This window comes from Streptomyces viridochromogenes, from assembly GCF_001270495.1.
GTDB classification, from domain to species: Bacteria; Actinomycetota; Actinomycetes; order Streptomycetales; family Streptomycetaceae; genus Streptomyces; species Streptomyces viridochromogenes_A.
On sequence record NZ_LGUR01000266.1, the window covers coordinates 13,236 to 29,802 of the forward strand.

General features: G+C 71.7%; 16 protein-coding genes and 1 pseudogene. 7 read left to right on the top strand and 10 right to left on the bottom strand.

The window, feature by feature from the left end:
• Window positions 1-17: 17 nt before the first annotated feature.
• The 6 genes and pseudogenes from ADK36_RS47550 to ADK36_RS44360 all read right to left on the bottom strand — a co-directional run bounded on the left by ADK36_RS47550 (window position 18) and on the right by ADK36_RS44360 (window position 6,042).
• Window positions 18-476, bottom strand: coding sequence for a nuclear transport factor 2 family protein (locus ADK36_RS47550; RefSeq protein ID WP_078942613.1), 459 nt, complete (start codon window positions 474-476; stop codon window positions 18-20).
• 105 nt (window positions 477-581) lie between these two features.
• A pseudogene (locus ADK36_RS44340) lies at window positions 582-1,547 on the bottom strand (RICIN domain-containing protein); the annotation flags it as partial.
• A gap of 143 nt (window positions 1,548-1,690) precedes the next feature.
• Window positions 1,691-2,848, bottom strand: a complete 1,158-nt coding sequence (locus ADK36_RS44345) for an ARPP-2 domain-containing protein (RefSeq protein WP_053201626.1) — start codon at window positions 2,846-2,848, stop codon at window positions 1,691-1,693.
• Window positions 2,845-4,329 (bottom strand): hypothetical protein, encoded by a 1,485-nt coding sequence (locus tag ADK36_RS44350; RefSeq protein WP_053201631.1) that lies wholly within the window; start codon window positions 4,327-4,329, stop codon window positions 2,845-2,847. The genes ADK36_RS44345 and ADK36_RS44350 overlap by 4 nt, the downstream gene beginning before the upstream one ends.
• 187 nt (window positions 4,330-4,516) lie before the next feature.
• Window positions 4,517-4,738 (bottom strand): hypothetical protein, encoded by a 222-nt coding sequence (locus ADK36_RS49780; RefSeq protein WP_199830376.1) that lies wholly within the window; start codon window positions 4,736-4,738, stop codon window positions 4,517-4,519.
• 374 nt (window positions 4,739-5,112) lie between these two features.
• On the bottom strand, window positions 5,113-6,042 hold the full coding sequence (locus ADK36_RS44360; RefSeq protein ID WP_053201627.1) for a hypothetical protein: 930 nt from the start codon (window positions 6,040-6,042) through the stop codon (window positions 5,113-5,115).
• Between the two features lie 224 nt (window positions 6,043-6,266).
• Here ADK36_RS44360 and ADK36_RS44365 point away from each other — a divergent pair, with 224 nt between their 5' ends.
• From ADK36_RS44365 to ADK36_RS44375, 3 genes are all read left to right on the top strand, one after another.
• A complete protein-coding gene (locus ADK36_RS44365) occupies window positions 6,267-6,659 on the top strand; it encodes a VOC family protein (RefSeq protein WP_048582693.1) in 393 nt (130 codons plus the stop codon).
• 266 nt (window positions 6,660-6,925) lie between these two features.
• Complete coding sequence (locus ADK36_RS44370; RefSeq protein WP_078916316.1) at window positions 6,926-7,903, top strand: endonuclease/exonuclease/phosphatase family protein; 978 nt, start codon at window positions 6,926-6,928, stop codon at window positions 7,901-7,903.
• Between the two features lie 245 nt (window positions 7,904-8,148).
• Complete coding sequence (locus ADK36_RS44375) at window positions 8,149-9,537, top strand: FAD-dependent monooxygenase (RefSeq protein ID WP_107083750.1); 1,389 nt, start codon at window positions 8,149-8,151, stop codon at window positions 9,535-9,537.
• Between the two features lie 91 nt (window positions 9,538-9,628).
• Here ADK36_RS44375 and ADK36_RS44380 read toward each other — a convergent pair whose 3' ends face one another.
• A complete protein-coding gene (locus ADK36_RS44380) occupies window positions 9,629-10,096 on the bottom strand; it encodes a hypothetical protein (protein WP_338060820.1) in 468 nt (155 codons plus the stop codon).
• A 283-nt stretch (window positions 10,097-10,379) separates the two neighbouring features.
• Between ADK36_RS44380 and ADK36_RS44385 the strand changes: the two genes are divergently transcribed.
• Window positions 10,380-10,931: a hypothetical protein gene (locus ADK36_RS44385; RefSeq protein ID WP_234330102.1), complete on the top strand. Its 552-nt coding sequence runs from the start codon at window positions 10,380-10,382 to the stop codon at window positions 10,929-10,931.
• Window positions 10,932-11,076: 145 nt separating this feature from the next.
• Here ADK36_RS44385 and ADK36_RS44390 read toward each other — a convergent pair whose 3' ends face one another.
• A complete protein-coding gene (locus ADK36_RS44390; protein ID WP_048582694.1) occupies window positions 11,077-12,669 on the bottom strand; it encodes an FAD-binding oxidoreductase in 1,593 nt (530 codons plus the stop codon).
• 83 nt (window positions 12,670-12,752) lie between these two features.
• On the opposite strand from ADK36_RS44390, the gene ADK36_RS44395 reads away from it, so the two are divergent.
• A complete protein-coding gene (locus tag ADK36_RS44395) occupies window positions 12,753-13,349 on the top strand; it encodes a TetR/AcrR family transcriptional regulator (protein WP_048582695.1) in 597 nt (198 codons plus the stop codon).
• Between the two features lie 72 nt (window positions 13,350-13,421).
• On the opposite strand, the gene ADK36_RS44400 is transcribed toward ADK36_RS44395, so the two are convergent.
• A complete protein-coding gene (locus ADK36_RS44400) occupies window positions 13,422-14,000 on the bottom strand; it encodes a GlcG/HbpS family heme-binding protein (protein WP_048582696.1) in 579 nt (192 codons plus the stop codon).
• Window positions 14,001-14,230: 230 nt separating this feature from the next.
• Here ADK36_RS44400 and ADK36_RS44405 point away from each other — a divergent pair, with 230 nt between their 5' ends.
• Together ADK36_RS44405 and ADK36_RS44410 are read left to right on the top strand one after the other, a co-directional pair.
• Window positions 14,231-15,436, top strand: a complete 1,206-nt coding sequence (locus ADK36_RS44405) for a sensor histidine kinase (protein ID WP_048582697.1) — start codon at window positions 14,231-14,233, stop codon at window positions 15,434-15,436.
• A complete protein-coding gene (locus tag ADK36_RS44410) occupies window positions 15,433-16,074 on the top strand; it encodes a response regulator (protein ID WP_053201629.1) in 642 nt (213 codons plus the stop codon). The genes ADK36_RS44405 and ADK36_RS44410 overlap by 4 nt, the downstream gene beginning before the upstream one ends.
• A 99-nt stretch (window positions 16,075-16,173) precedes the next feature.
• Here ADK36_RS44410 and ADK36_RS47555 read toward each other — a convergent pair whose 3' ends face one another.
• Window positions 16,174-16,563 carry a subtilase-type protease inhibitor gene (locus ADK36_RS47555; RefSeq protein WP_078950873.1) on the bottom strand — a complete coding sequence of 130 codons (390 nt, stop codon included), beginning with the start codon at window positions 16,561-16,563 and terminating at the stop codon, window positions 16,174-16,176.
• Window positions 16,564-16,567 lie beyond the last annotated feature (4 nt).

Below are 16,567 nucleotides of genomic sequence, written 5' to 3' on the forward strand. Positions count from 1 at the left end.
CGAGACGTGCGGTGCTCTCACGGGGCGCAGGCCTGGGCGATGGACAGGCTGTTCTCGTAGAGGTGGTGGCGGGTGATCCGGCCGTCCTCCACGGTGAGATGCAGCGCGAACGGGCCCTCGAAGGTCTTCCCCGTGGCGCGTACCGTTCCGGAGAGGTGCCCCATCAGCACGGCGTCAGTGCCGTCGACGAGAAACGTGTCGACGGAGGCGCGCGCGTCCTCGGGGACGGTGTGTTCCGTCAACTCCGTGAACTGGGCAGCGCATTCGGCGGCGGTGGACCGTGGGCGGATCCAGGGGACGACCGGGTTCTCGGCGAGCAGCCAGTCGACCTCCTCGGCGAAGAGCGCGACGAGCCGCTCGGTGTCGCCGGCCAGCCGGGCGGCGACGAACTCCTGCACGACGGACCGGGTGGCCTCGGCGACGGAACTCGCCGTGCTCGCCGAACTGGCCGTAGACGGAACGGACTTGACGGACATGGCGCTCTCCTCGCGGTCGCGATCGGGCTCCGGCGGTGGTTGCCGGCGGTGTCCCTGATCCTGCCAGGGGAGGGGAGAGCCGTCGATTACCTCTGAGTCATGCGGGTACCCGGACGCCTGCGAGACCGCCCACCGGTCGGTGCCGCCGGTGGGGTTCACCGACAGGTTCTCCGCGCCGCGCCAGAAGTTGTGGGTGGCGTTCTGCGGCGGGAACCAGTCCGCCTCCACGTGCACGGCGCCGTTGAGGGTGACCGAGTCGGGGGACTGGCCCAGGCCCAGGACCTGGGTGTAGAAGCCGACGTTGACGTCGTTGCTGTACGTGCCCGGCTTGAACATGACCGCGTAGCGCTGCGAGCCGAACTGGTTCGTCTCCTGCTGCCGGAAGATCGAGTCCAGTCGGCTCTGGATCGTGGCCGAGGGCATCGACGGATCGAAGACGACCACGTTGGGCCCGAGGTCGACGTCCCCCGGAGCGGTGCTCACGGGTGCGACCCGGAAGCGCTGGGCGGCCGTACCGTTGCAGGTGTACTGCACCAGCTGGACGCTGTCGGCGGTCGAGGCCGACGGGACGTCAAGGCACTTGCCGCTGTGCCGGTTGACGAAGTGATAGGAGCCACCGCCCTCGTCCACGGCCTGCCACTGCTGGTTGCCACCACCGCCGTACGTCCACAGGTGCACGGCCGCGTTGTCGGCAGTGGACACGTCGCTCACGTCCACCACCTGCTGGGCGTCGTTGCGGTTGGCGATCCGCACGAAACCGTCGCCGGTCGCTGTGAAACTCCACTGCTGCGCGGTGCTGTTGTTGCAGGCGTACTGCTGCACCGCCGTGCCGTTGACCGTCCCCGCCGCCCGGGCGTCCAGGCACTTGCCGCTGCCTGCGTTCACCACCGTGGACCAACCGGTGGGCAGCGCGGCGACGGCCGGTTCGGCGACCGCCTGTGTGGGCTGTACGGCACTGAGGAGCGAGGCGGCCGCCGCGGCGGCGACGAAGGCCGCGGCCAAGGGACCACGGGTGCGAGCCCGACGTGACCGGTGGCGGCCGCCGATGGCTGGTCGCGGGGTGGGGAGCATCTCTTCTCCTGCGCCGGCGAAGCGGCATGAGTGGGGGGAGTGGAGGTAGCGGCCCTCGACCTCAGGAGCCACTTATTTCACTTCATGATTTAAGAAGTGACGGAAACGCTCTGTCAAGGTGTTGGTACAGGCCAACTCCCGCCCTAGCGGCCTCGCGCGCTCTGCCGCAGCAGATGACCGAACCCGGCAGCCTCCAGCCGCTGGCACAACTGGGCCTTCTCCACGCCGAGTTCGGCGGCGGTGTCGGCGAGGTGCCAGTCGTGTGCGGCGAGACGGCTGAGCAGGTAGCCCCGGCGGACCTGACTCTCGGACAGCCGGAAGGTCTTGAGGTAGAGAACCTGCCCCTGCTCGTCGCTGATCGCCTCGCCGATGTGGTTGTCCTGCTTGGGGCGGAACTCCGGCAGGAAGCGGGAGAGCGTGAAACGGCCCATCCGCCGGACCTGCTGCCAGGTGCTTTCCTGTTCGAGCAGCCCTGCCGCCATGGTGGTGTCGTGGAAGTCGGCCCACTGGGCGGTCTGCTGCGCGACGGCCGCCCGCAGTTCGGCGAGTGCACGGATGCCGGTGTCGGTGATGCGGGCCCGGAAGTCCGGCACCGGCGGCATCAGGGTCGCGTAGTGGTGCACCAGGTCGCCGTACAGGTCCTGCACCAGGGTGGGGTGCAGCGTGCGGTAGTCCTCCGGGTGCGGCACGACGAACGCCGCCGCGAGCGCGTCGGCAAGACAGACCAGCACGCCACACTGACCGGGGTGGATCTCGAAGACACTCAACGCGTCGGCCAGCCCCGGCACCTCGGTGCCCAGAAAGGCCGCCTCGACGCGTGGGGACAGCCCCTGGCGCAGGGCCTGCCGCGACCACTCCTCCCACGCGATGGAGGGCCCGCCGAAGTGCAGCGAGAGATAGCCCTCCAACGCCAGGTGGAGCGGCAGGAACCGCAGCCGGTGCTTGGCCTCCTGACGTGCCATACGACGGTGGAAGTGCAGCCGTACGGCCTCCAACGCCTCCCGCTCCGGCTGGGAACCGGTCAGCTGTGTGCCGTAGGCGGCCGCAGGGGATCCGTCACCGGTCCACTCCGCGACGAAGCTGTGCGGGATGTAGGAGAAGTAGGTGCCCTTGCGGCCCAGATCGACCACGCCCGGACCGTTGTGGAGGCGCGGATGCAGACGCAGGTCCTGGACGGGCTCGGGCCGGACGAGCGGCACCAGCCGCACGGCTCCCCACACCTGGGAGGGGCGGGTCCGAAGCCCGGCGAGCAGCCCGGAAGGCTCCGCGGAGGGGGTCGGGCCCCGTTCGTGCGACGTCATCGTGAACTCCCGTCCGTCCCCGTTGCCCCGTCCGCCCCCTGCACCCGCTGGGCCTGGACGGTGGCGAGCCGCGCCGCGCGGGCGTCGAGGTATGCCGTCAACTCGGCCAGCCCGGTCCGGCCCTCGGCGAACTGCGCGATCTCGACGAGCGCCGGCAGGTCCTCCGCGTCACGGATGCCGGCGGTCGGCACACGCGCGGACAGCCGGCGTACGTCGAAGTCCGCGGCGTCGTAGACCGGGTTGAGGTGAACCACACTGGTGCGGCGCTCGGTGTCGAGGCGGGTGCGCCAGACCCGCAGGACCTCGGCGGCGAGTCCGGGCGGAGCGTTGTCCCAGCCGTCGGAGACGATCACCAGCCGGTCCGGCGACGTCTCCAGCCCGTCGAGCACCCGCTCACCCAGCGGGGTCGGACCCACCGGGTGCGCCAACAGCGCATCGCCACGCCCGGAGGTCCACAGCCCGCGGTAGTGCCCGGCGAGCACACCGAGCAGATAGTGGCAGGCCAGGGCGACCGCCAGCGGCCGACGCCGCTTCACGCCCGAACCGTACGACGAGAAGCTGTCGTCCAGTACGGCCGTCACCCGGCCCCATGTCCCGCGGTGCGCGCCGGCCACCCGCTGGGCGGCCGTGCGCAGCGCGCCGTCCAGCTCCGCGCGCCGTACGACGCGCTCCTCGGCCGGAAGCGAGAGCGCATATCCGGCCAGCCGCGTGAGCGGCATCCGGGACAGGTCGGTCTTCACCGCCTCCGCCGCCGCAGGGCCCCGCGCCTGCGCGGCTTCCTGAAGCCGCAGCGCCTCCCCTCGCGTCAACCGCGGCGCGATCCGCTCCAGGAACACCTTGCGGGGGATGCCGTGCTGGGCCGCGAACCCCTCGGCGACGGTGTAAGGGAGCTCGAACACGGCCGCCTGCTCGAAGTGAGCGCGACGCCATGTCTCCAGGATCGGGATGTCGTAGCGGGCGCGGCTGAGCGGCGCGAACAGGAACGTGCCGATCTCGCCGTCGCCGGGTACCAGATGCGCGTGTCGCAGCGCCTGCTTCAGGCCGCTGCGGTACTTGACCGCGTCGAAGGCCAGATCGGGCCGGGCGGACAGCCAGTCGCGCAGCAGAGCGCGGGTTCGGCGGTTGTTCACCCCGGCGCGGCGCAGCGCGCCGAACAGCCCGTACACGCGCTGCGGTGGCAGGACCGCCAGCCGCCCGGCGATCAGGCGCCCTTCGCTGCGGCGCTGCTCCACGGTGGCCTCGGCGGCCGTCTCCAGCAGCCGGCGGATGATCAGCGCGGCATTGTGGTCGTTGATGTCGAGAGCGAGCACGCCCGCGTAGAGGTCACGGTAGTTGCCCAGCATGTACGCGTGCAGGAAGTCCAGGGAGAGCCGCTGAGCACCGGCGTCGGAGTGGAACTCACGCTGCCCGGTCGCGGTGATCGCGGCATTGACGAACAGCAGCACGTCATCGGCCGCGATCAGATCCCCGAACGACTCCATGCCCCGCCCGCCCATGTGTTGCCCCCCTGCCAGAAGCCGGCCGGGGAATGGAGGCACGAGCTGCGAATCATTGCTTCATAGGCAGGTTCCGGAAGTCGCACCGGAGTCCCGCGGCCGGCGTTCGGACGTTAACACGGTGCCGATCACCGCCTCCACGGGGTTTTCGCAGCCGATGTCCACGACCGGCTCATGCCGGGGGAGTGGTGCCGTGACGGCGCTGGCGTCGGCTGTAGGTGGTGATGGCCTGCCACAGGAGCAGGGTCCGGCGGCCCCAGGCCCGCCAGGCGGCCCAGTCGGCGAACTTGCGCCCGCACACGTCGTCGCGCACCACATCCAGCGCACCGCGCAGCCCCGACAGGTCCAGGCGCCAACGCCACGCGGTGTCCACCAGTCGAGAGCGGTGATCCACGCCTCGATCTGGACGGCGCGTCCGTGGACCGGGGCGTGCCGGTCGTCGGCCAGATCGTCGACCGCGTTCGCCGCGGCCCACAGCGCCCAGCAGGCCGGCCGCAGCGGGCCGGGGGGCGAGCTGGATCAGCGCGTACTCGGCCGGGTCTCGCCGCGTCCGGCGTCGACAGAACTCGTAGGCCGTCCGCAACGTCGGCTCCTGCACGATCCTGTGCCGCCACGTGGGAAGGAGAGCGGGCCCATGTCCACCACCCCCGTCCCTGGGCGGAGCAACTTCACCGTGGCCAGAGGGAATACGTGGTGCGGGCACGTCCGGCACAACGAACATATCCGGCACGGGTCGCGGATCTTCAGGGGGTACCCCGTACTCCGGCCCTACCCGTCGGATCCGGCCAGGCGTTCCACCTCGTCGGCCGTCGCGCGCGCCGCCTGCTCGGCCCGGGCCAGGGCGTCTGCGGCCGTCCGAAGTCGGTCCTCGGCTTCCTGCTGTTCCCGGTCGGCCCGCTGCAGCTCCTCACGCGCCTGCTGTAGCTGCTGCTCGGCTGCCGTCTCCCGCTCACGGGCCCGGTCGTGTCGGTGGCGCGCCCGTCGCAACGCCGCGTCGGCGCCCGCCTGCTCCGTACGTTGATCGCGCAGGTGCCGCTCGGCCTCCTTGGCCGCCTTGCGAGCCTGGGCGAGTTCCTCCTGCCGCTTGCGGCGCCGCCGGTCGGCCAGGTCGTTCTTCGCCGGCGTCCCCGACGAAGGTGCAGCTGCGCGTCTCCGCGGCTTGTGCGGGGTGCCGCCCGCCGGGGCGGTGCCGGAGGGGAAGGCCGACGGCGGGGTGAGCGCGTTCTCCAGACGGCCCGTGGCCCAGTGGCCGGCCGCGTCCTGATCGGCGAGCACGGCCCGCAAGGTCGATTCGAGGTCCTGCCGCGCCGCGTCCGACAGACGGTGCCCGGCCGCACGAGCCAGCTCGGCCGCCTGCCGGGACAGCGCGGAGACGATACTCCGGCGCTGCTCGGACAGCTCTTTGATGCCCTCGGCATCCAGGGTTCGATACGCCTCGCGCAGCGCCCGGCCCAACTCCAGAAAGCGCCCGCTCTCCTCCGGTTGGGAACGCAGCAGCAGGTTCGCCGCCCAGGCAGCGAGCGTGGGGCGGCGGGCCGCCTGGATCAGCCGGGCCTCCTCCACCTGGCCGGACGTCTCGGCCGCGGCGGCAAGCTCGTTGCGCCGGGCGACGAAGTCGGGCGGGGGCGTGGTGTAGAGCTCGTCGAGTACGTCCTCCACGTCGGAGGCCGCATCGGTCCGCCCGTGCTTACGCGCCATGATCCTCAGACTCCACCGAACGGGACCGTCCCGCATGTCGGGTCTCAGAGGCGCGGCCACGAGCCCGAGAGGGAGCACCGGCGGCGCTCGGACCTCGCTACCTGAGGGTGAAGGGCGCACGACCATCCGGACGCCGCCCGCGCGGCGCGCGTCCGGCCCCGCCGCGCGTGGTGTGCCCTGAGCTGTCAGGACGGCTCAGCTCACCCGCGAAGGAGACACACGGAATGCTCGGACAATCGCAGGCGTTCAGCGGCTTCTCGGTCGACGACCTCGGCGAGGCCCGCCGGTTCTACGGTGAGGTCCTCGGCCTCGATGTGGAGGAGACCGGACAGGGAGACATGCGGATGCTGACCCTCAAGCTCGGCAGCGGCGCCCGTGTCTTCATCTACCCCAAGGAGAATCACACCCCTGCGACGTTCACGATTCTCAACTTCCCCGTCGACGACATCGAGGCCGCCGTGGGCGACCTGGAGCGGCGCGGCGTGACCCTGGTGCGCTACCCCGGATTCGACCACGACGAGAAGGGCATCGTCCGCGTCGGCAACGGCGGCCCTGAGGCGATCGCGTGGTTCACCGACCCCGCCGGAAACGTGCTCGCCGTGCTCCAGGAGAACTGACCGACCGCGCCGCGCGCAGAGCGGCTGTGCCTCCCGCCGATCCCCGCTCCCTGCCAAACCCTGGCCGACGACCCGTGCTCCCGTCCGGGTGCGGGTCGGTCTGCGTTAAGCCGCGGGCAGGTCCTGGCCCGAGCAGCAGCGGACGGTGGGCCGGGCGCTGCGGGGTGGGGCGCTGCGGGGTGGGTTATCGTCGCTGCGGGGCGAGGGCCGGGGCGGTGAAGGGGCAGAAGCAGCGTTGCTCACAGGTTCGTCCCGTAACGTCGCGCATGGAGACGTCAGATGCCATGGGTGTCCACTGTGAGGAGGCGGCGGTGCTCGGACGGGGTGGGCTCGGACGGAACACATGGTTGCTCGCAGTCGCCGCGGTCGCGGCCTGCCTGCTGCTCGTCGGCCCGAGTGCACCCAGCGGTGCCGTCCTCGGCAGGTCGGCGCCCGTCGAAGCCGTCAGGGACGTCGTACCGAACCGGGTCATGACGTGGAACATCTGCAACCCCTGCGAGGGGAACAACGTCGGCCGGGCGGCGGAGATCGCCGCGTATGCGCCCCAGGTCATCGGCCTTCAGGAAGCGTGCGTGCGTGACGTCGAGAGGATCCGGGAGTATCTGCAGAGCCTCCACGGGCTCGTCTACCACGTCGAGTACGGGACGGTTCTGCAGAGTTGGGGCCGCTGCGGGGGAGCGCCGTGGAATCCGGGGGGCTACGGCCAGGCGATCCTCTCGGCGGCACCGATGACAGACCGCGTCAACGTGGAGTACCCCGACGGCGGATCCGAAGACCGTGGGTACATGGCAGTCACCACCAGGGTGGGCGGACAGTCCGTCCGGGTCTTCAACACACACCTCGCCCAGCGACGCCAAGAGGAGGTCCGGGCCAAGCAGACCGGCGTACTCGCCGCAGCCGTGGCCCGGCACGACCGCGCGATCGTTCTCGGCGATTTCAACGCCGTGCCGGACGCCCCCGAACTCGCCCGGGTATGGGCGTTGGCCGCTGATACGGACCCCCAGTGCCGCCCCTCCTCAACCGGCAGCTGCGAGACGACCACCGACTGGCACAGCAAGTTCGACTACGTCTTCCTGCGCGGTATCGCCCCGCTCGAGCACGGCGTGCAGCCCAGCCCGTACTCGGACCACGACATACTGCACACCGACCTGGCCCCGACGTGCGGCACCTCCGCGGCCGCCGGCACCTCGCAGCCGAGGACATCCGGCCGCGGCGTGGGCGCCAAGGCCTGTCCGGACGCATGACGAGCCCGCGGTGGCCGCAGGCTCACCGCGCAGATGCCACCCCGCCCCACGGTCGGGCTTCGCGCTGATCGCGACTCGTGGCGCCTCGGCGAGCCGAGCGGGCGCACTCGGGGTGGCGCAAAAGGGCTGGAACATGGTCAACCCGTTCCGCGGAGCGGGATACTGGTGCCTTCTCGCGACGTGGCGATCAGGGGAGCGGCTTGGTGAACTCTGCGGGTGGAACGGGCGGAGCAGGTGGTCGTTACGTGGGGCGCTGGGGTGGGCGGCACGCGGTCGTGGTGGGCGGGAGTCTCGCGGGGATGCTCGCGGCGCACGTGCTGGCGGGGCACGCCGACCGGGTGACCGTGGTGGAGCGCGACCGGTTCCCGGACGGGCCGAGGGCGCGGCCCGGCGTACCGCAGGGCCGGCATCCCCATGTCCTGCTGGAGGGTGGGCAGGTGGCGGTGGAGTCGCTGCTGCCGGGCTTCCTGGCGGAGCTGCGGGCGGCGGGGGCGCCCAGGGTGGGCATGCCGTCGGACTTGGTGCTGTGGCAGAACGGCCGCTGGTTCCGCCGACTGCCCGCGACGACGCACATCTACACCGGTTCCCGCGCCCAGCTCGAGGAACTGGTCCGCCGGAGGGTCCTGGCCAACCCGGTGATCAGTGTGACGGAGGGGACGGATGTCGTAGGGCTCCTCGGTGACGCCTCACGCGTGCGGGGCGTGGTGCTGCGGGACCGTTCCTCAGACGTGCGCGGGGAACAGCAGGCCGTCGAGGCCGACCTGGTGGTCGACGCCTCCGGCAGCGGAACGAAGGCACCGCAGTGGCTCACGGCGATCGGGGCCGCGGTACCGCACGAGGAGACCATCGACACGGGGCTCGCGTACGCCTCGCGCGTCTACCGCGGCAGGGACGGCGTCCTCGGCGGCGACACAGCCGGCTACTACGTCTACCCGAGCCCCGATCAGGTCCACGCCGGCGGCGCTCTGCCACTGGAGGACGGCAGCCACCTGGTCATCGTCTCCGGGCTGCGCGGTGACGAACCGCCCACGGACGACGACGAGTTCGTGACGTACACCAAGAGGCTGCCGCACCCGCTCCTGCACCGGTGGCTGGACGAGGCCGAGCCGCTCACTCCGGCGTTCGGCTACCGGCGGACCGCCAATGTCCGCCGCCGCTACGACCTGCCCGGCAGCTGCCCGGCCGGATTCGTCGCCACCGGTGACGCCCTGTGCACCTTCAACCCGATCTACGGGCAGGGCATGGCCGTCGCCGCGATGAGCGCGGTCGCTCTGCGCGACGCACTGGCCGACCCACGCCGGACCCCTACGACACGGCGCGTGCAGCGGGCCGTCCTCGCGGCGTCCCGGCAGGCCTGGGACATCTCCGCCGGGGCGGACCGCAAGATGCCGGGCGCGACCGGCAGTGCGGTGGCCGGCGGGCCCGCGGACCGCGTTGCCGACTGGTACCTGCAACGCGTCCAGGAGTGCGCCCCCGGCGACCCTGTCGTAGGGCGCGCCTTCCGCTCCGTACTGACCCTCGCCGCACCCGTCACCGCCCTTTTCGCCCCGCCCGTGGCCCGGGCCGTCCTCTTCCAGCCGCCGGGAACGACCCCTGCCGAGCCGCCGGCGACCCCCGAGGAACCGGGGGCCTGACCGGGGCCGAGTTCGGTCATGGCGGGTTCTCGGCGCCGTTCCCCTCAGGCTCAGGAAACGGAAGCCCCCACCGTCCCGACGAGTCGGACGGCTACGGTCCGCCGTGGTGTGCCGTGGCCTCCGCGACCTTCTTGAGCGCCGACGTCGTGGCAGGGTCACCGACCTTGGCGGGTTGATCGTGCCTGCCGCTGTCCGGGCGATCGTGCTGGAAGTGGGAGGGGGCCAGCCTGCCACCGGGCCCGTGGGACTCCGACAGGGCGTCGGCGGTTCCAGCGGGGGCATCGCCGGACCCGACGACACCCGGCCGGCCGTGGGCCCGCGCCATGTCGTCCTGCGCGATGTCGGCTTCGGTCCTGTCGTCTTGGGCCGTCTCCCCTCGCGCGCCCTGCTGGGGGCGCGGCTGGGTCAGCCAGGCGACGGCCGCGCCGGTGAGAGCCAGGGGCCATTCGACCACGCCGGCCACGCCGAGCACCCCGGCTCCGGTGTAGACCGCGATCCGCCGCCCGCGTGGCGAGACCGCTCCAAGCCGATCCAGCGCACCGTCGGCGGCCCTGCTCACCTGCTCCGCTCCGGGCAGGCGGCGGAGCCCGGAGCCAAGGATCCGCAACGGCTGAGGAAGATCCGAGGAATCCGTACTGATCCGACTCACTGTGCACTCCCTCCGCGCGTCATCAACGGTTCCAAGTCCGAGTTTCCCCTGTTATGTCACATATGCGGCGTTCGACAGGTGTGGGTGTCGGGGCAGCTCAGGGGGGAGGGTGAGAGGTCTTGGCCCGCACACTTGAACGCGTTCAAGCCGGCTCGCGGGGGCGTTGTCAGTGGCGACGGATACGGTGCTCCGCATGACAGATTGGATCAACAGCGGCGTCATCGCCTGGAAGGAAGAAGACCGGTACGGGGACGACGAAACCGTCCTGGTGTACTTCAAGGGAACCGACCTGACCGCCATGACCGCAGGGCTGGTCGCGCAGCACCGGCCGCCCTTCGCCTACGGCCACGGCCCCGCATCCGGTGAGTGGGGGGTGATCGTCCACCACATGTTCAACCCGTCCCGAGAAGACTTCGACCACATCGACCACCGCCGGCTGTGCCCACAGGGCGCCGAGCTGATGGTGTTCGTCCCCAACCCGTGCATCGCCAAGGGCCACGGCCCTCATGCCTACCACTACAAGGACGGCCGGATCTCGTCCTGCATCGACTACGAGGACGCCGGTTACGACGGGGAGTACTGGCCCAACAGACTGGCCCCCCTCATCACGGCGGCCGGACTGGACTGCGAGAACGACGACTACGAGGAGCAGTTGACCCGGCTCATCTGTGACCACTTGGGGCTGCCACCGCTGACCCGCGACACCCTCGTGGTGGACCGCGCCCTGATGGCCTCCTACTTCTAGCCGGCCCATCTCTGGCCGGCCCGTTTCTGCACGGCCGTGAACGACAACGCCGTCCGCCGGCTTCCACGGCGGGCGGCTCGTGCCGTGGGTGTTCGGAGATCGAGGGCGGCGGCGGACACCACCTTTGCCTGTTCCGGGCGCGTGCTCACCGCGCCGGGAGCAGCACTCCCGGGTTGAGGACACCGGCCGGGTCGAGGGCGGACTTGGCGGCGGTGAGCGCCGCGGCGAACGGGGCGGGGCGCTGGCGGTCGTACCAGGGCCGGTGATCGCGGCCGACCGCGTGGTGATGGGTGATGGTGCCGCCGCTTTCCGCGATGGCCTCGGACACCGCGGCCTTGATGTGGTCCCACTGGCCGACGATGCCGTCCCAGCGGCCGGGCGCGTACACACTGAAGTACGGCGCCGGGCCGTCCGGGTAGACATGGGTGAACCGGCACGCGATCACTCCCGTGCCGGTGACCTCGTGGATGGCCCGTCGTGCCGCCTCGGTGACCGCCTGATGCAGGGCGCCGAACGTGTCCCAGGTGCAGGCCGTCTCGAAGGTCTCGGCGATCACCGAGTGGCGAGCGAGAGCGTCCCGCTGGTAGGGCATCCGCAGGAACGACGAGCGCCATGTGTCGGCCGCGGACTCCCCTCGGGCGTTGCCGCCGGACTCTCCCGTCGCGTCGGCGGACGGTTCGCCGCCGTGGTCCCGGCACAGTTCCACCGCTCGCTCCAGGCCGGCGCGCACCGGGTGGTCCGCCGACTCGAAGGCGAGGACGAGGACGCCGCCGCCGACGCTCACGCCCGCGTTGACCAGCGCCTCGGTCGCGTCGAGCAGACGGCAGTTCGCTGGATTCAGCCCGCTCTGCGCGACGGCGCGGGTGGCCGCCACCGCCGACTCGTAGTCGCTGAACCGCACGGAGGTACCGGCGCGCCAACGCGGGCGCTGCTGGAGACGCATCCACGCCTCGGTGATGATCCCCAGCGTGCCTTCACTGCCCAGGAAGAGCCGGTCCGGTGACGGCCCGGCGCCCGAGCCCGGCAACCGCCGTGACTCGCTGATCCCGACGGGCGTCACCACACGCATCGATTCGAGCAGGTCGTCGATGTGGGTGTACAGCGTCGCGTAGTGCCCGCCCGCCCTGGTGGCGAGCCAGCCGCCCAGCGTGGAGAACTCGAAGGACTGCGGGAAGTGACGCAAGGTCAGGCCGTGCGGCCTCAGCTGGTCCTCCAAGTGCGGGCCGAACACCCCCGCCTGGATCCGCGCGGCACGACTCGTGGCGTCGATCTCCAGGACCCCGCTCAGACGCTGGAGGTCGATGGTGACGACGGCGGGGTGGTCGTCGCACCGCGCCTCGACGCCGCCGACCACCGAACTGCCGCCGCCGAACGGGACCGCCGCGACGCCCTCGCGTGTGCACCAGTCGAGGAGGTCGGTCATGTCGCGCTCGTCACGGGGGCGGGCGACGAGGTCCGGTACATGGCGCAGGTCCCCTTGCAGATTGCGCACGACGTCCCGGAAGGCCTTGCCGTGCGCGTGCGCGGCCCGGTCGGCCGGATCGGCGGAGCACAGGTCGGCGAGGGAGGCCGGGGGAGTCACCCGCGGCCCGGGCAGACGCAGCGAGGCGACACCGGGCGGCTCGTGAGCCGTCAGCTCCCCGGGCAGCACGGCCCGCACCCGCCCCAGCAACGCGTCGAGCTCCGCACCGCCCACCGCGTCCTCGACGTTGCCCCATCCCCACCACGATCGCGTCATGTCGCCCGCTCTCCCTACCCTGCAACTTGAATTGACCGTTGGGTAAATTACCGCCGGGTCATATCGTTGGCTAGGATGGGCCCATGGGCAAGGCCGGAACCAAGGGCGTCTCCCGCGTGGACCGGGAGCGGCAGATCATCGACGTGGCCGTGGAGGAGTTCGGCAGACACGGCTACGCAGGCGTGTCCGTCGCCGCCGTCGCCCGGCGCGCGGGCATCTCCAAGCCGCTGATCTACACCTACTTCGACTCCAAGGACGGCCTGTACCTCGCCTGCATCCACCACGTCGGCGCCCTCCTGGTGGACTCGGTGTCCGCCGCCCGGTCCCGCAGCGGATCGACCGGTCACGCCGTCGACACCCTCACGGCGATCTTCAGCGCCGTCGAGCACTGCCGGTACGCCTGGTCCGTCCTCTACGACCCGGCTCCGCCGCCGGCCGGCGAGATGCGCGACGCCGTGAACCGCTACCGTGAACGCCTCGCCGCGATGGGCGCCGCCGGAGCCGCACAACTGCTGGCCGGTGCCGGACACGACGACCCGCTCGACCACGACCTGCTCAACCACGTGTGGCAGCACGCCGTCACAGCAGTGATGCGCTGGTGGTTCGAGCACCCGGACCAGAACACGTCGGACATGACGGCCCGTTGCGCCCGACTCCTCATGGCCCTCGGCACCGGCTGACCAGGCACGCCGTCGTCGCCCACCGCACGGGGCCGGGTGTCCTACCCGCACGCGAGAGCCGCCGAGACGGCCCTAGCGGGCGACCGCGTTCGCCCCCGCCTGTGCGAACTTCTCGTCCAGCGCACCGGACGGTGCTCCCGCGACGCCGATGCCGGCGATCGGCGTCTTGTCGGCGGTGACGGGGACGCCGCCCGCCAGGAACAGGGTGCCGGGGATGTCCTTGAGGTTCGGGGCCTGCTCCAGGCGCTCGGCCAGCTGGGAGGTGGGGGCGTTCCAGGCGACGGCGGTGAACGCCTTGCGCTCGGCGGACTCGTAGGACTGCGGGCCGGCGCCGTCGCCGCGCAGGGTGACGATCGTGTTGCCGTTGCGGTCGACGACGGCGACCGTGACGCGCTGGTTCTCCTTGTCGGCGGCGTCGAGCGCGGCCTGCGCGGCCCTGGTGGCGGCGTCGATCGTCAGGTGGGTGGAGGTGGTGGTGGCCCGGTCCGGGGCCTCGGCCGAGGTGACGGCGGCCGTCGTGCCCGGCGTCGTGGCGGGCGCCGAGGCGTTCGCGGACACCGCGCCGAAGCCCGCCAGGGCGACGACGGCGAGCACGGCGCCGCCGGTGGCGACGCGGGCGCGGCGGGAGAACTTGTCGTGCAGTCGGTTCATGGGTCGGTCGACTCCTTCGGTGGGCGGGCGGCACGGCTGCCGCCCCGGTCCGCTCTCCACCCTCGGCCCGGAACCAGGCCCCGACGGTCGACGTTCCGTCTGCCTCCCGGTCACCCGACGGACGACACCGGTGTCAACCGATCGGTTGACCTGCCCGGCCCGTGCACCGGGCCACAATGGAGGTGTTTGCCCAGTTCAGCGCCGACGAGTAGGAAGGGAGGCGACCTCGCATGGGGAACCGGCCGCACGAACCGGACACCGTGGACAGCCGGTGGCTCGGCGCCGTGATGCACGCGGCGTTCTTCCTGCTGCTCGGCGGAGCGCTCGCCCGCTTCCTGCTACGCCACCCCGGCGAACCACGTACGCCGTGGATCATCGCGCTGTGCGTCCTGCTCACGGTGCTGCATCTGCTGGGCCCCCGAGCCGGTGCCCCGGACCCACGGCCTACCCGGCGGCACACGACCTGGCTGGCGCTGGTCGTCGTGGTCTGGGTGATCCTGGTCGTGCTCGCCCCCAGCTTCGCCTGGTGCGCGGTGCCCCTGTTCTACACCGGCCTGCGCACCCTGCCACCGCGCGCGGCCCTCGCGCTCGTGGCGCTCCTGACCGTGTTCGTCGTCGCAGCGCAGGTGCAGCTCGCGGGCCGCTTCGACCCCAACCTGGTCCTCGCCCCACCCGCCGTCGCCGCCCTCGCCACCGCTGTCTTCCTCCAGATGGAACGGAACACCGCACGCCAGCGCGCCCTGATCGACGACCTGATCCGCACCCGCCACGAACTCGCCGACTCCGAACGCCGCGAGGGCACCCTCGCCGAACGTCAGCGGCTGGCCATGGAGATCCACGACACGCTCGCCCAGGGACTGTCCAGTCAGCGGATGCTGCTCCAGGCCGCGGACCGGGTGTGGGACACCGAACCCGACAAGGCCCGCGCCCACGTCCGCACCGCCGCGTCCGTCGCCGAGCACAACCTCACCGAGGCCCGGCGCTTCGTGCACGACCTGGCCCCCGCCGACCTCGCCCGCGGCGGCGGCCTGGCTCAGGCGTTGCGCGCCCTGGCCGCACGGGAGTCCGAGGCGCACCTCGCCGTACGCGTCCACGTCGACGACGACGGCCGCCTCCCCGAGCTGCCCGACCGGGTCCAGTCCGCCCTGCTGCGCATCGCCCAGGGCGCCCTGGCCAACGTCCGTGAACACGCCGCCGCCGACAACGCCGCCCTCACCCTCACCCTCCTCGACGACACGGTCGTCCTGGACGTCACCGACGACGGCCACGGCTTCGACCCCACCGCACTGCCCGGCTCCCCGGACGCGCCACGCGGCCACGGGCTGCCCGCGATGCGGGCCCGGCTACGCGCCCTCGGCGGCACCCTGACCGTCGAGTCCGCTCCCGGCGAGGGCACCGTCCTGTCCGCCGCCGTCCCCCTGGAGGCGCCCCGATGATCCCCGACCGCGCACCCGTGCGGATCCTGGTCTGCGACGACCACGCCGTCGTACGGGCCGGACTGCTAGCCCTGCTCGACAGCGCACCGGACATCGAGGTCGTCGGCGAGGCGGGCACCGGCGAGGAGGCGCTCGCGCTGGCCGCGAAGCTCAACCCCGACGTGGTGCTCATGGATCTCCAGCTCGGCGAGGGCATCGACGGCGTGGAGACCACCCGCCGCCTCACCTCCCACCCCGGCTCCTCCGCCCATGTCCTGGTCCTGACCACCTACGACACCGACGCCGACATCACCCGCGCCATCGAGGCGGGCGCCACCGGCTACCTGCTCAAGGCCGAACGCCCCGACGAGCTCTTCGCCGCGATCCACGCCGCCGCCGAGGGACGTACCGCCCTGTCGGCACCCGTCGCCGGCCGCGTCATGGCCAACCTGCGCCGGCCCCGCCCCACCCTCACCGACCGCGAACGCGACATCCTCGCCCAGCTCGCCCGCGGCATCGGCAATCGCGACATCGCCCGCGCCCTGTACATCAGCGAGGCCACCGTCAAGACCCACCTACGGCGGATCTACGACAAGCTCGGCGTCGACACGCGCACGGGTGCGGTGGCGGTCGCGAAGGAGCGACGTCTGCTGCCGTGACCTACGGTCCGCGCGGAGCGTGCATACGGAAGGGGCGGGCCGCCCTTTCACTGTGCGCCCCGCCCCGTCGATGTGCGGCTTTACCTCGGCCGTGATGGCTCAGAAGGCAAATGCCGCGGCACCCTGCGTTTCCTTGATGCAAGGATTGGCGAAGGTGTGTTCATAGTTTATGCGTGTACCACGCCATACCCCTTGAACGGTGACGACAATGGGGCGGTATTCCCTGGTGCAGGGTTGTCCCGCGGCATTCCCGCGGAGTGTGGCCAGGCGGTCCAGGTCCCCGTTCACACGGTCCAGATCCGCACAGGCCTGACGCGGATCCGGGTGCGTTCCGGAGGTGGTGTACGCACAGTTCACCGTTACGGCGCGCTCCGGTGTGGCCGAGGCGGCCCGCTCTCCGTGGCCGGTGGTCATGACCAGGGCGGAGGGGGCGTACAGAGAGGCGGGTGCGGGGGCGGGTGCGGAGGCGGGCGCGCTGTGGGCCGGCATGCTC

Coding starts and splice junctions, on each gene's coding strand:
- ADK36_RS44405 (WP_048582697.1), top strand. CDS start 14,231: ATGGGGAACCGGCCGCACGAACCGGACACCGTGGACAGCCGGTGGCTC.
- ADK36_RS47555 (WP_078950873.1), bottom strand. CDS start 16,563: ATGCCGGCCCACAGCGCGCCCGCCTCCGCACCCGCCCCCGCACCCGCC.
- ADK36_RS44360 (WP_053201627.1), bottom strand. CDS start 6,042: ATGGCGCGTAAGCACGGGCGGACCGATGCGGCCTCCGACGTGGAGGAC.
- ADK36_RS44400 (WP_048582696.1), bottom strand. CDS start 14,000: ATGAACCGACTGCACGACAAGTTCTCCCGCCGCGCCCGCGTCGCCACC.
- ADK36_RS44370 (WP_078916316.1), top strand. CDS start 6,926: ATGGAGACGTCAGATGCCATGGGTGTCCACTGTGAGGAGGCGGCGGTG.
- ADK36_RS47550 (WP_078942613.1), bottom strand. CDS start 476: ATGTCCGTCAAGTCCGTTCCGTCTACGGCCAGTTCGGCGAGCACGGCG.
- ADK36_RS44345 (WP_053201626.1), bottom strand. CDS start 2,848: ATGACGTCGCACGAACGGGGCCCGACCCCCTCCGCGGAGCCTTCCGGG.
- ADK36_RS44385 (WP_234330102.1), top strand. CDS start 10,380: ATGACAGATTGGATCAACAGCGGCGTCATCGCCTGGAAGGAAGAAGAC.
- ADK36_RS44395 (WP_048582695.1), top strand. CDS start 12,753: ATGGGCAAGGCCGGAACCAAGGGCGTCTCCCGCGTGGACCGGGAGCGG.
- ADK36_RS44410 (WP_053201629.1), top strand. CDS start 15,433: ATGATCCCCGACCGCGCACCCGTGCGGATCCTGGTCTGCGACGACCAC.
- ADK36_RS44350 (WP_053201631.1), bottom strand. CDS start 4,329: ATGGAGTCGTTCGGGGATCTGATCGCGGCCGATGACGTGCTGCTGTTC.
- ADK36_RS44365 (WP_048582693.1), top strand. CDS start 6,267: ATGCTCGGACAATCGCAGGCGTTCAGCGGCTTCTCGGTCGACGACCTC.
- ADK36_RS44390 (WP_048582694.1), bottom strand. CDS start 12,669: ATGACGCGATCGTGGTGGGGATGGGGCAACGTCGAGGACGCGGTGGGC.